Source organism: Enterobacter sp. FB (genome assembly GCF_000805795.1).
Classification (GTDB): Bacteria; Pseudomonadota; Gammaproteobacteria; order Enterobacterales; family Enterobacteriaceae; genus Enterobacter; species Enterobacter roggenkampii.
Genome location: NZ_JSZC01000013.1, coordinates 978,974 through 992,140, shown reverse-complemented (window position 1 = coordinate 992,140; position 13,167 = coordinate 978,974). Strand labels below are relative to the sequence as shown.

Annotated in this window: 14 protein-coding genes; 9 read left to right on the top strand and 5 right to left on the bottom strand. The window is 55.2% G+C overall.

The window, feature by feature from the left end:
• A complete protein-coding gene (thrS, locus tag PI91_RS11625) occupies positions 1–1,929 on the bottom strand; it encodes a threonine--tRNA ligase (protein ID WP_008500657.1) in 1,929 nt (642 codons plus the stop codon).
• A gap of 216 nt (positions 1,930–2,145) precedes the next feature.
• On the opposite strand from thrS, the gene yncL reads away from it, so the two are divergent.
• Positions 2,146–2,346 carry a stress response membrane protein YncL gene (yncL, locus tag PI91_RS26620; protein WP_084635613.1) on the top strand — a complete coding sequence of 67 codons (201 nt, stop codon included), beginning with the start codon at positions 2,146–2,148 and terminating at the stop codon, positions 2,344–2,346.
• Positions 2,347–2,444: 98 nt separating this feature from the next.
• Positions 2,445–2,552 carry a small membrane protein YniD gene (yniD, locus tag PI91_RS25675; RefSeq protein WP_008500658.1) on the top strand — a complete coding sequence of 36 codons (108 nt, stop codon included), beginning with the start codon at positions 2,445–2,447 and terminating at the stop codon, positions 2,550–2,552.
• 80 nt (positions 2,553–2,632) lie between these two features.
• Here yniD and PI91_RS11615 read toward each other — a convergent pair whose 3' ends face one another.
• Positions 2,633–3,391, bottom strand: a complete 759-nt coding sequence (locus tag PI91_RS11615) for a YdiY family protein (protein WP_021241081.1) — start codon at positions 3,389–3,391, stop codon at positions 2,633–2,635.
• Between the two features lie 295 nt (positions 3,392–3,686).
• Here PI91_RS11615 and pfkB point away from each other — a divergent pair, with 295 nt between their 5' ends.
• From pfkB to PI91_RS11600, 3 genes are all read left to right on the top strand, one after another.
• A complete protein-coding gene (gene pfkB, locus PI91_RS11610) occupies positions 3,687–4,619 on the top strand; it encodes a 6-phosphofructokinase II (protein ID WP_039266165.1) in 933 nt (310 codons plus the stop codon).
• 106 nt (positions 4,620–4,725) lie between these two features.
• Complete coding sequence (gene ghoS / locus PI91_RS11605; protein ID WP_008500661.1) at positions 4,726–5,016, top strand: type V toxin-antitoxin system endoribonuclease antitoxin GhoS; 291 nt, start codon at positions 4,726–4,728, stop codon at positions 5,014–5,016.
• A gap of 105 nt (positions 5,017–5,121) precedes the next feature.
• A complete protein-coding gene (locus PI91_RS11600; RefSeq protein ID WP_008500662.1) occupies positions 5,122–5,982 on the top strand; it encodes a fructosamine kinase family protein in 861 nt (286 codons plus the stop codon).
• Positions 5,983–6,018: 36 nt separating this feature from the next.
• Here the strand turns inward: PI91_RS11600 and PI91_RS11595 are convergent, their stop codons facing one another.
• On the bottom strand, positions 6,019–6,555 hold the full coding sequence (locus PI91_RS11595; RefSeq protein WP_039266164.1) for a YniB family protein: 537 nt from the start codon (positions 6,553–6,555) through the stop codon (positions 6,019–6,021).
• Positions 6,556–6,703: 148 nt separating this feature from the next.
• Here PI91_RS11595 and hxpB point away from each other — a divergent pair, with 148 nt between their 5' ends.
• The 3 genes from hxpB to tcyP all read left to right on the top strand — a co-directional run bounded on the left by hxpB (position 6,704) and on the right by tcyP (position 9,586).
• Positions 6,704–7,375 carry a hexitol phosphatase HxpB gene (gene hxpB, locus PI91_RS11590; protein WP_039266163.1) on the top strand — a complete coding sequence of 224 codons (672 nt, stop codon included), beginning with the start codon at positions 6,704–6,706 and terminating at the stop codon, positions 7,373–7,375.
• Positions 7,376–7,476: 101 nt separating this feature from the next.
• Entirely contained in the window at positions 7,477–8,067 is a 591-nt protein-coding gene (locus tag PI91_RS11585) for a metal-dependent hydrolase (RefSeq protein WP_032644865.1), read from the top strand.
• 127 nt (positions 8,068–8,194) lie between these two features.
• Positions 8,195–9,586, top strand: coding sequence for a cystine/sulfocysteine:cation symporter (gene tcyP / locus PI91_RS11580; RefSeq protein ID WP_008500667.1), 1,392 nt, complete (start codon positions 8,195–8,197; stop codon positions 9,584–9,586).
• Between the two features lie 48 nt (positions 9,587–9,634).
• Here the strand turns inward: tcyP and cedA are convergent, their stop codons facing one another.
• Complete coding sequence (cedA, locus tag PI91_RS11575) at positions 9,635–9,910, bottom strand: cell division activator CedA (RefSeq protein ID WP_191091794.1); 276 nt, start codon at positions 9,908–9,910, stop codon at positions 9,635–9,637.
• Positions 9,911–10,077: 167 nt separating this feature from the next.
• Between cedA and katE the strand changes: the two genes are divergently transcribed.
• Positions 10,078–12,327 (top strand): catalase HPII, encoded by a 2,250-nt coding sequence (katE, locus tag PI91_RS11570; RefSeq protein WP_039266162.1) that lies wholly within the window; start codon positions 10,078–10,080, stop codon positions 12,325–12,327.
• An 89-nt stretch (positions 12,328–12,416) separates the two neighbouring features.
• On the opposite strand, the gene chbG is transcribed toward katE, so the two are convergent.
• Positions 12,417–13,166 (bottom strand): chitin disaccharide deacetylase, encoded by a 750-nt coding sequence (gene chbG / locus PI91_RS11565; protein ID WP_039266161.1) that lies wholly within the window; start codon positions 13,164–13,166, stop codon positions 12,417–12,419.
• Between the last annotated feature and the right edge of the window lies 1 nt (position 13,167).

The window sequence follows — 13,167 nt, the reverse complement described above, 5'->3', positions numbered from 1 at the left end:
TTATTCCTCCAGTTGTTGAAGACTGCGGCTGCGAATCTCTTGTTGCAGCTTCTCAATCACTTCACTTACGTCCAGGCTGCCCAGGTCTTTACCACGGCGGGTGCGAACGGCAACTTTGCCTGCTTCCACCTCTTTATCACCACAGACCAACATATACGGGACACGACGTAAAGTGTGCTCGCGGATTTTAAAGCCAATCTTCTCATTTCTCAAGTCTGCTTTTACGCGAATGCCCGCATTTTGTAGTTTCTGCGTCAATTCTTTAACGTAATCTGCCTGAGAATCGGTAATGTTCATCACCACCACCTGCACCGGCGCAAGCCAGGTTGGGAAGAAGCCGGCGAACTCTTCGGTCAGGATGCCGATGAAGCGCTCCAGAGAACCGAGAATTGCGCGGTGAATCATTACCGGCACCTGACGCTCGTTGTCTTCGCCAACATAAGAGGCGCTTAAACGCTGCGGCAGGGAGAAGTCCAGCTGTACAGTACCGCACTGCCATGCGCGATCGAGGCAGTCATACAGGGTAAATTCAATTTTCGGACCGTAGAATGCGCCCTCGCCCAGCTGGTATTCGAACGGAATGCCGTTCTCTTCCAGCGCCACGGCGAGATCCGCTTCTGCGCGATCCCAGGTCTCATCGCTACCGATACGTTTTTCCGGACGCGTTGAGAGTTTGACCACGATCTTCTCGAAGCCAAAGGTGCTGTACATATCGTAGACCATACGAATACAGGCGTTAACTTCATCACGGACCTGATCTTCGGTACAGAAGATATGCGCATCATCCTGCGTAAAGCCACGCACGCGCATCAGACCGTGCAGCGCACCTGATGGCTCGTTACGGTGGCAGCTACCGAACTCCGCCATACGCAGCGGCAGGTCGCGGTAGGATTTCAGACCCTGATTGAAGATCTGAACGTGGCCCGGGCAGTTCATTGGCTTGATGCAGTATTCACGGTTCTCAGAGGAGGTGGTGAACATCGCATCCTTGTAGTTGTCCCAGTGGCCAGTTTTTTCCCACAGCACACGGTCCATCATGAACGGGCCTTTCACTTCCTGATACTGGTACTCTTTCAGCTTGGAGCGTACGAAGGTTTCCAGTTCACGGAAGATGGTCCAGCCGTCGTTATGCCAGAACACCATGCCCGGCGCTTCTTCCTGCATATGGTACAGGTCGAGCTGCTTGCCGATTTTACGGTGGTCACGCTTCGCCGCCTCTTCCAGGCGCAGCAGGTACGCGTTCAGGGCTTTTTTATCGGCCCATGCGGTACCATAGATACGCTGCAACATCTTGTTGTTGCTGTCGCCGCGCCAGTAGGCGCCTGCGATCTTCATCAGCTTAAAGTGATGACAGAAGCGCATGTTTGGCACGTGCGGTCCACGGCACATGTCGACGTATTCTTCGTGATGGTACAAGCCAGGCTTGTCATCATGCGAAATGTTTTCGTCAAGAATCGAGACCTTATAGCTCTCGCCGCGCTTCACGAAGGTTTCACGCGCTTCGTGCCAGCTGACTTTCTTCTTGATGACGTCATAGTTCGTTTCGGCGAGCTCGTGCATACGTTTTTCGAGCGCGTCGATATCTTCCTGAGTCAGGGTATGGTCAAGGTCAACGTCGTAGTAGAAACCATTATCGATAACCGGACCGATCGCCATTTTGGTGTTTGGCCACAGCTGTTTGATGGCATGGCCCAACAGGTGCGCGCAGGAGTGACGAATGATCTCCAGACCTTCTTCATCTTTTGCGGTGATGATCGCCAGTGTCGCATCGTTTTCGATCAGATCGGAGGCATCCACCAGCTCACCGTTGACACGGCCGGCGATGGTCGCTTTCGCGAGACCAGGACCGATGTCCAGGGCAACATCCATTGGGCTAACAGCGCGGTCGAAATGGCGTTGGCTGCCATCAGGAAGAGTAATTACAGGCATTTTATATCCTTATTTGCAGTGATGCCCCACACATAAGAGCATATACAAAGAAAATAATCGTGATTTGACAATAGATTACGACACCATCTGACCAACAATCGTCAAATTGGTTCGTCATCATTCACCTGCCGGAAAATCAGACAACGCCGGATATACGGCAAGCCTTGCAATGTTAACACTAACAAAAGGGAGATTGCACCCTCTGCTGGCAGATTGATGTGCTGGCACTTTCGCATGAATTTGCAGGTTGCATATTCCCGGCGCTCGCAATTTAGAAATGCAGGGCTACTCTTGAACAGGTCTTTAAACCCAAAGGTGCATACCATGAACGTATCCAGTAGAACGGTTGTGATATTGAACATCCTTTCCGCCACAGGTTTATTGTTGATTCTCGCCGAACGATTCCACTGGTTCTGAACCGCCCCCTACGCTGGCATAACCCAATCGTTCCTGCGAAGGGGCATATTCAGGCCCTGTTTGGTAGACTGTGGATATCAACGAACAAGGATTAGGTTATGCCAACAAAACGATTTGCCGTAAAACACTGGAAAATGGTGCTGGTGCTGATTGCCATCTGCGGCGCAATGCTGTTACTCCGTTGGGCGGCGATGATTTGGGGTTAGGGGCGAGTAGAGCTCATCAGAAGGGACGTCACAAGATCAGAGAGAATAAACGGGCCGACATGATCATCGGCCCGTCTTTATTACATTCTATAACCCAGTGAAACCGTGGTTCTGCGGTCGGTATGATCCGGCGCAGACTCTGGTGGTGAAGAGTTCCAGGTCACGTTGTAGGCGACTTTCAGACCAAAGTGTTCGTTGATGGCCACGTTGAGCGCCGTCTCAGAGTTCAGCGTCGTGTCGTCGGCACCAAATACAGAAACACCCTGTGTAAATTTGGTGTTATCAGTCATCTGCCAGGCATAGGTACCAGAAGCGTAACCGAGCGGTTGGGTTTTGGTATCGCCATTGGTGTACTCGTCGTAACGCACACCGGGACCGAATTCAAAACGGAGGCTGTGTACCGGACCGTTCAGGAACTGACGACCATAACCCGCCGTGAACACGTCACGCTGGCGATAACCGTTGTAACGGTCGGTTAACCAGCTTGCCTGACCAAACAGGTAGTCATAGTCGGTCATGTTGTAACGGCTACGTCCGCCTACCGCATATTTCTCGGAAGAGCGTTCGTCATTAGCGGACGTATTGCTGGCATTACCCCACAGAGACCAGGCGGTGGTATTACCGTACCAGGTGAGCGTACTGTCCGCCGTCAGAGAAGAGCTTTTGGTGTTACCGGATTGTGCCAGGTACCCCGCGTTCAGGTTACCTTCAAACGGTTTTTTCGCGGTGGAGGGATCGTCCATGACAGTAAAAACGGAATCATCGGCGGTCGCGTTCATAGCCGCAAACACGCCACCCGCCAGCATCAGTGCAGCGGGCACTGTCTTTAAAAGCTTCATTTTATTAAGGAGTCCGTACAACAAAAAAAGAGACCACACGGTCCCGGAATCTTTCTTGAGGATCAATGACAAGGCGTCCAGAGAAAGGTAACAAATTATAAAAAGCCGCAAATAACATAGCAATGTTTTCTTATTTCATTTTTTGAATAAGAACGATCCCAAAAAGCGTTTTATTTTATATGTCTCCGGCCTCACTTTTATTCACTATTCATATTTAAAATCATACTGTTATTTACATTGCCTTCCTGACAAATGGTGCCAGACTAAAAGGAACCCATGCTAAAAGGAGGTAATGATGGTTCCTATCTACACCCTGACGCTCTCCCCTTCCCTTGATTCCGCCACCCTGACGCCGCAGATTTATCCGGAAGGTAAATTGCGCTGTAGCGCCCCGGTCTTTGAGCCCGGCAGTGGCGGTATCAACGTGGCGCGCGCCATTACCCACCTCGGCGGCAAAGCCACGGCCATTTTCCCCGCAGGCGGTGCTACCGGTGAACACCTGGTCTCCCTGCTGGCAGATGAACAGGTGGCCGTAGAGACCGTCGAGGCGAAAGACTGGACGCGGCAAAACCTGCATGTCCACGTGGAATCCAGCGGCGAGCAGTACCGGTTTGTCATGCCGGGCGCGAAACTCACCGATGACGAGTTTCGTCAGCTTGAAGAGAAAGTGCTGACGATAGAAAGCGGCGCGCTGCTGGTGGTCAGCGGCAGCCTGCCGCCCGGCGTCAGCACGGAAAAATTAACCGCGCTGATTCAGGCGGCGCAGCAACGCGGTATCCGCTGCATCGTCGACAGCAGCGGCGAGGCTCTGCAGGCGGCCTTAGTGCCGGGCAATCTTGAGCTGGTCAAACCCAACCAGAAAGAGTTAAGCGCGCTGGTCAACCGAGACTTGACGCAGCCTGACGATGTGCGCACCGCCGCGCAGGAGCTGGTACGCAGCGGCAAAGCGCGACGCGTGGTGGTTTCCCTCGGTCCGCAGGGGGCGCTGGCCGTCGATGAAACGTCGTCCGTTCAGGTTGTTCCACCGCCGATGAAGAGCCAGAGCACGGTTGGCGCGGGTGACAGCATGGTGGGTGCGATGACGCTTAAGCTTGCGCAGGGTGCGTCACTGCTGGAGATGACGCGCTACGGCGTGGCGGCGGGTAGCGCCGCCACCATCAACCAGGGCACGCGCCTCTGTTCGCTGGCCGATACGCAAAAAATCGTCGATTACCTGTCCCGAAATTAACGTCTGTTCCCCTTCATCTGCATGGAGGGGAACGTCATCCCCGAGTCGCCAAACGCAAACTATCGACTATGCTAAGAAAACTTCCATGATAACAATGAGGTGAATTATGAGCAGTGGTGACATCACTCGTTATGTCGTAACCGTCAACCTTCATGAAGCATCGCTTACCGAGCTAAATGAGCTCAACAATGCCTTCACCCGGGCTAATTTTCTCCTCACCCTGACGGATGACGAAGGCAATATTCATGATTTAGGCACTCTGGCATTTGGCCTGATCGGCGCGCTTAATAAAGAAGAGGTCCATGCGCTGGCCGCCAGCCTGGTGGAAAGTGTGACCGACAAGCCAGCCGAAATTGACGTCGACACCTGGGAAAGCTGGCAGAAAAAAGAACAATAAGTGCCCTGTATGAAATTAAACCGCTCAGGTGTGCGTTAGTTCGTATTTTTTTACCGCAATAATGCGCTAACTTTATGATCTGGCAGACAACATGGGAGAGTCAACATGTGGCAGGCTATCAGTCATCTTTTAAGTGAGCAGCTGGGTGAAGGTGAAATTGAACTGCGTAACGAACTGCCAGGCGGAGAGATCCACGCCGCGTGGCATTTACGCTACGCAGGGCGCGATCTCTTCGTAAAATGCGATGAACGCGAGCTGCTTCCGATTTTTACCGCCGAAGCCGATCAGCTGGAGCTGTTGTCGCGCAGTAAAACGGTGACGGTCCCGCAGGTTCTGGCCGTCGGTAGCGACCGCGATTACAGTTTTCTGGTCATGGAATATCTCCCCGCCCGTCCGCTGGATGCCCATAACGCTTTCATTCTTGGCCAGCAGCTAGCTCGCCTCCATCAGTGGAGCGACCAGCCGCAGTTTGGCCTTGATTTTGACAACGATCTCTCCACCACGCCGCAGCCCAATGCCTGGCAGCGTCGCTGGTCGACGTTTTTTGCCGAGCAGCGCATTGGCTGGCAGCTAGAGCTTGCCGCCGAAAAAGGGCTGGAGTTTGGCAATATTGATGCCATCGTCGAACACGTGCAGCAGCGTCTGGCCTCCCACCAGCCTCAGGCGTCTCTGCTCCACGGTGATTTGTGGTCCGATAACTGCGCGCTGGGGCCCAACGGCCCCTATATCTTCGACCCGGCCTGCTACTGGGGTGACCGAGAGTGCGACCTTGCCATGCTGCCGCTGCACCCAGAACAACCGCCGCAGATATACGACGGGTATCAGTCGGTTTCGCCCCTGCCGCCCGGCTTCCTCGATCGTCAACCGGTGTATCAGCTTTATACGCTGATGAACCGCGCCATACTTTTTGGTGGGGAACACCTGGTTAACGCCCAGCGGGCGCTTGAGCGCATGCTTGCCGCCTGAGACGCGAACGGGTGGCTTTGCCGCCACCCGTATCGGTTACAGAAAACCGAGCAGTGAGAAGAAGAAGTATCCTGCCACAATGATAATCACGGGAAGGATATAGAGCGGAAAAATTTGCAGGAAAATGGTGTGGCGCGGCACAACAATGCGGGATTCAATCTGCTCCCGGCTCATGCCTTCCGGGCCTTTGGCCTGCTCCAGAATGAGCTGGTCCTCGACGCCCTCGCGTAAGAAGCGCATCTGACGGCTCATTCGCGCGCCAGAGGCCTGCAGCGCCAGCGCAACAAAGATCAGGGCGTAGATCACCCAAAAGCCGATATTCAGCTGATGCTGAAAATCCGGGGTGGGTGAGTTAAACCAGAAGACATTCAAGAATGGCGTATTAAAACGCATCATCTCAATCATAACATGCGCAAAATCAAGCATAACCGCATTGATACCCGGCTGTTTTTCGCTGTGCTCGTACATAAATTTGAGTACAGAAATCAGCGTAGAAATGACGGCAGGAATAAAAATCACCCAGCCAGCAATACGTTTTAAGACCGCAATGCGTCCAGCTTGTTGATACGTCATCAGTTCCTCTTCATAAAGACGCGTTATTTGTGCCTAAGTCTACCTGCTGGTCATCAATTTCGCCCGCTCTTTAAAAGCAATATGCTAAATTGCAGAGTGTGCTTAGCACTTATTGTCTGTCGAACACCCTGGATAAGGAGACGTTGTGATGTCGACACCGCGCCAAATTCTTGCCGCAATTTTTGACATGGATGGATTACTGATCGATTCCGAACCGTTGTGGGATCGCGCCGAACTGGAGGTCATGGCCAGCCTGGGCGTGGACATCAGCCGCCGTAATGAACTTCCCGATACGCTGGGCCTGCGCATCGATATGGTGGTTGACCTGTGGTTTGCCCAACAGCCGTGGGCTGGACCGGGTCGTGATGAAGTGACCGCGCGCATTATCAGCCGCGCCATTTCGCTGGTAGAAGAGAGCAAGCCGCTGCTGCCCGGCGTACGTGAGGCCGTCGCGCTGTGTAAAGCCCAGGGGCTCAAGGTCGGCCTGGCCTCGGCGTCACCGCTGCATATGCTGGAAAAAGTGCTCATCATGTTTGAACTGCGCGACAGTTTCGGCGCGCTGGCGTCCGCTGAGAAATTGCCTTACAGCAAGCCGCACCCGCAGGTCTATCTCGACTGTGCCGCTAAGCTCGGCGTGGATCCCCTCAACTGCGTTGCGCTGGAAGATTCCGTTAACGGCATGATAGCGTCTAAAGCCGCGCGGATGCGCTCCATTGTGGTGCCTGCGGAAGAAGGCCGCCACGATCCCCGGTTTGCCCTTGCCGATGCGAAGCTGATTTCACTGGCAGAACTCACGGCGCATCACCTGCGGGGCGGTTAAGACCCTCCTGCAGTTTGTGACAAACAGTTACACCGTCACCTCTTCCGCCTACTGTATAAAAACCCTATACTGTATGAATTGACAGTTTTATGGGTTTTATCATGACGGCGGAAGGCCACCTGCTTTTTTCTATCGCGTGCGCAGTATTTGCCAAAAACGCTGAACTCACCCCCGTGCTGGCACAGGGGGACTGGTGGCATATCGTCCCTTCCGCCGTTTTGACCTGTCTGCTGCCCGATATTGACCATCCCAAGTCCTTCCTCGGTCAGCGCCTGAAGTGGGTGTCAAAACCCATCGCCCGCGCGTTCGGCCACCGGGGGTTTACGCACAGCCTGCTGGCCGTGTTTGGCCTGCTGACGCTTTTCTATTTAAAAGTGCCCGAAAGCTGGATCGTCCCCGGTGATGCCATCCAGGGGATGGTGCTGGGCTATCTGAGCCATATTCTGGCCGATATGCTGACGCCCGCGGGCGTACCGCTGCTGTGGCCCTGCCGCTGGCGCTTCCGTTTTCCCATCCTCGCACCGCAGAAAGGGAACCAGCTGGAGCGCGTCTTGTGCATGGCGCTGTTTGCTTACGCCGTCTGGATGCCGCAAACGTTGCCCGAAAACAGTGCAGTCCGCTGGTCTTCCCAGATGATTAATTCGCTACAATTTCAGTTCAATCGCTTTATTCATCACCAGATTGAACAGTAAACCAACAAAACTATCCCATTTGTCATAACCCATTCCATTTGGATATAAGCGCGACATCACACTTCTGCTAACCTTCCGCCAACAGGATCGGTAAAAACCGACCCGATAATAAATCAGGAGAACGGGGATGAATTTTCCACTCATCGCGAACGTCGTTGTGTTCGTTGTATTGCTATTGCTTCTCGCGCAGGCGCGCCATAAACAGTGGAGCCTGGCGAAAAAGGTGCTGGTTGGTCTGGCCATGGGTGTCGTATTTGGTCTGGCATTACAGGCTATTTATGGCTCCGATAATCCAGTACTGAAAGATTCCATTCAGTGGTTCAACATTGTCGGTAACGGCTATGTTCAGCTGCTGCAGATGATCGTTATGCCGCTGGTGTTCGCCTCTATTCTGAGCGCCGTTGCCCGTCTGCATAACGCGACCCAGTTGGGAAAAATCAGTTTCCTGACCATTGGTACGCTACTGTTCACCACGCTGATTGCCGCGCTGGTGGGTGTGCTGGTCACTAACCTGTTTGGCCTGACCGCAGAAGGTCTGGTTCAGGGGACCGCTGAAACGGCGCGTCTGACTGCGATTCAGACCAACTACGTCGGTAAAGTGGCTGACCTGACCGTGCCGCAGATGGTGCTCTCCTTCATTCCGAAGAACCCGTTTGCTGACCTGACCGGTGCGAGCCCAACCTCCATCATCAGCGTGGTTATTTTCGCCGCGTTCCTGGGCGTGGCGGCGCTGAAGCTGCTGAAAGACGATGCGCCAAAAGGCGAACGCGTGCTGACCGCGATTGATACCCTGCAAAGCTGGGTGATGAAGCTGGTTCGTCTGGTCATGCAGCTCACCCCTTACGGCGTGCTGGCGCTGATGACCAAAGTGGTTGCCGGCTCTAACCTGCAGGACATCATTAAGCTGGGCAGCTTCGTTGTCGCCTCTTACCTGGGCCTTGGCATTATGTTCGTGGTGCACGGCATCCTGCTGGGCGTGAACGGCGTCAGCCCGCTGAAATACTTCCGTAAGGTCTGGCCGGTACTGACCTTTGCCTTCACCAGCCGTTCCAGCGCCGCGTCTATTCCGCTGAACGTTGAAGCACAGACTCGTCGTCTGGGCGTGCCTGAATCCATCGCCAGCTTCTCTGCCTCCTTTGGTGCCACCATTGGTCAGAACGGCTGTGCGGGTCTGTACCCGGCGATGCTGGCGGTAATGGTTGCTCCTACAGTCGGCATTAACCCGCTGGATCCGGTCTGGATCGCCACGCTGGTCGGGATTGTTACCGTAAGCTCCGCAGGCGTTGCGGGCGTTGGCGGCGGCGCAACCTTCGCCGCGCTGATTGTGCTGCCTGCGCTGGGCCTGCCCGTGACGCTGGTTGCCCTGCTGATCTCCGTTGAGCCGCTGATCGACATGGGCCGTACCGCGCTGAACGTCAGCGGCTCCATGACCGCCGGTACGCTGACCAGCCAGTGGCTGAAGCAGACCGACAAAGCGATTCTGGAAAGTGAAGACGACGCCGAACTGGCGCATCGTTAATCGCTGTAGAAATAAAAAAACCGCCAACAGGCGGTTTTTTTATGGATGTTATTCTTCAACCTCTTCATCCTGGCGGATCTGCATCGCCCACCGCTGTGCGGACTCCGGCACCGTAAAGGTGGGAGAGCGACGGAAATGCTCGCCGATCAGCACAAAGGCCACGTATTTCCCCCGTAACTGCCACACATCGCGAAAACCCTCCACTTTCAGGGCATGGTCTGGCGGCGCGGGCTCAACGCGGGGCACATAGCTAATAACCTGGCGGTTTTGTTGACGAAGAGGTTTCATAAGCGACGGATTCACTAAAGCAAATTCTTGAAGCAGGAAAATTCTATGATAGCCGATCCTGCTGCCTTCCGTCGCGCTCCGAGTGGGTGAGATGGCTCCTTTCGTTAATGATGGCATGTGAAAACTCTTAGTTCGCGAGCCATCTTACGACATTGTTCTATCCTTAATAGGGTTTTTAGCAATGGATAAAGGAGAAGCGTGCAATGTCGAACAAAGATAAAACACATCAATCACCGATTCATGGCACTGAAGAATCTCAACCGGGCATGGACTCTCTCGCCCCTGCAGACGGCTCTCACCGCCCCTCCCCGGGCCCTTCCGCACCAGGCGAACAGCCTACCGCACCGGGAAGCATGAAATCCCCGGATACGGGAAACGACAAGCTGAAATCGCTTGAGCCACACCGTAAAGGCGGCGAAGGTTTTGCGCTCACCACCAATCAGGGCGTGCGCATTGCTGACGATCAGAACTCACTTCGCGCAGGCTCGCGCGGGCCAACCCTGCTGGAAGACTTCATTCTGCGGGAAAAAATCACCCATTTTGACCACGAGCGGATACCGGAACGCATCGTCCACGCACGCGGTTCCGCTGCGCACGGCTACTTTCAGCCCTACAAGAGCCTGAAGGCGATCACCAAAGCGGACTTCCTCTCCGACCCGGATAAAATTACCCCGGTATTTGTGCGTTTCTCCACCGTGCAGGGCGGCGCAGGTTCGGCAGACACCGTCCGGGATATCCGCGGCTTTGCCACCAAGTTTTATACCGAAGAGGGGATTTTCGATCTGGTCGGCAATAACACGCCGGTGTTTTTCATTCAGGACGCGCATAAATTTCCTGACTTTGTCCATGCGGTAAAACCGGAGCCCCACTGGGCCATACCGCAGGGACAAAGTGCGCATGACACCTTCTGGGACTATGTCTCCCTGCAGCCTGAAACCTTACACAACGTGATGTGGGCGATGTCAGACCGCGGGATCCCCCGCAGCTACCGCACCATGGAGGGGTTCGGCATCCATACCTTCCGTCTGATCAATGCCGAGGGGAAAGCCACGTTTGTCCGTTTCCACTGGAAGCCGGTGGCGGGTAAAGCCTCGCTGGTGTGGGACGAGGCGCAGAAGCTGACCGGGCGCGATCCGGACTTCCATCGCCGCGAGCTCTGGGAATCCATTGAAGCGGGCGACTTCCCGGAATACGAGCTCGGCCTGCAGCTCATCCCGGAAGAGGACGAATTTAAGTTCGATTTCGACCTTCTGGACCCGACGAAGCTGATCCCGGAAGAGCTGGTACCGGTGCAGCTGGTGGGTAAAATGGTGCTCAACCGCAACCCGGATAACTTCTTTGCCGAAAACGAGCAGGCCGCGTTCCACCCGGGGCATATCGTGCCGGGGCTGGACTTCACCAACGATCCGCTCCTGCAGGGACGCCTGTTCTCCTATACCGATACGCAGATCAGCCGTCTTGGCGGGCCGAACTTCCACGAAATTCCGATTAACCGCCCAACCTGCCCGTACCACAACTTCCAGCGCGACGGGATGCACCGTCAGGATATTGATACCAACCCGGCAAACTATGAGCCGAACTCCATCAACGATAACTGGCCGCGTGAAACGCCTCCCGGACCGAAACGCGGTGGATTCGAATCCTATCAGGAGCGTATCGATGGCAATAAAATTCGCGAGCGCAGCCCCTCGTTCGGCGAGTATTACGCCCACCCTCGCCTGTTCTGGAACAGCCAGACGCCGATTGAGCAACAGCACATCATCGGCGGCTTCAGCTTTGAGCTGAGTAAAGTGGTGCGCACCTACATCCGCGAGCGCGTGGTCGATCAGCTGGCGCATATTGATGTTCAGCTTGCCCAGAGCGTTGCGGATAACCTGGGCATTACGCTGACCGACGAGCAGCGTAACCTCGCTCCGCCGAAAGAGGTTAACGGCGTGAAGAAAGATCCGTCGCTGAGCCTGTATGCAGTGCTGGGCGGCTCGATTAAAGGCCGCGTGGTTGCCATTCTGCTTAACGACAAAACCCGCGCCAGCGACGTGCTGGGGATCATGCAGGCGCTAAAAACCCAGGGCGTGCATGCCAAACTGCTCTATTCCCGCATGGGTGAAGTGACGGCCGACGATGGCTCTGTGCTGCCGGTCGCGGCGACCTTTGCCGGTGCGCCATCGCTCACCGTCGATGCGGTGATTGTGCCGGGCGGAGATCTTGCCAGTCTGCTGACCAACGGCGACGCCGTCTATTATCTGCTGGAAGCCTATAAGCACCTGAAACCGATCGCGCTGTCCGGCGATGCGCGACAGTTTAAAGCGCAGCTGAAGGTGGCCGATCAGGGTGAGGACGGCATTGTCGAGGGAGATAACATTGACGATGCCTTCATGACGAAGCTGTTTGATTTGCTCGCCGCGCACCGCGTCTGGTCGCGAAGCAGCAAGGTCGATCAGATTCCGGCGTGAAAAAAGCCGGGTGGCGCTTACGCTTACCCGGCTTGCATGTCGATTGCTTTTGTAGGCCCGGTAAGGCGAAGCCGCCACCGGGCTTTATCTCAAAGATCCCCAAAAGTCCCCAACCGGTACCCGCGCTCGGCAATCGCGTATTTCAGCGAGGCCGACGTCAGCACGTCCAGCTCCGCCAGCCGCGGCCAGCAGTAGGCGCTTTTACGCACGGTGTTATCGACAAAGGCAGGATGCGCCATCACTTCCACCGAGGTTTCCCCGCGGGCAGCGGAATCATCCAGCACCTTCAGGAACAGCGCTTCGCTGATCGCTTCTCCGTAAAACGCGCTGCTGAACCCCTCAGTGGATGTAAAAGCGCAGTCCGGCAATCCGTGCACCTCGCGATCCACGCGCATCGCCACGCCTTTGCGCTGCGCAAACCCGGCGACAACAGGGAAAATTGTCGGGATCATATGCACGTGGTGATGGCTGTCGATATGCGTCGGCGCTTTACCAAACACATCAACGAAGCGGTTGAACTGGCACTCCAGCTCGCGGGCAATCTCTTCGAGCGGCAGAGCACCCTGCTCCGCCCGTTCCCAAATCCATTTACCCAGCTGGCCGTCGCGCGTCAGGCCCGGCATTGGCGAAAGCGGCATCCCGAGCGTCAGCACAAAATGCATGCCGACGCCCAGCTCTGGCACCTCGCGGCTCAGCTGCGCCGCGTGTTCAACCGCCTCACCATTTACCAGCGCCGTTGTAGAGGTCACAACCCCCCGGCGACAGGCTTCAATAATGCCGTAGTTCTGGCCTTTCGAGAGGCCAAAATCATCAGCATTAACGATCAGCAGGTTTTCCATT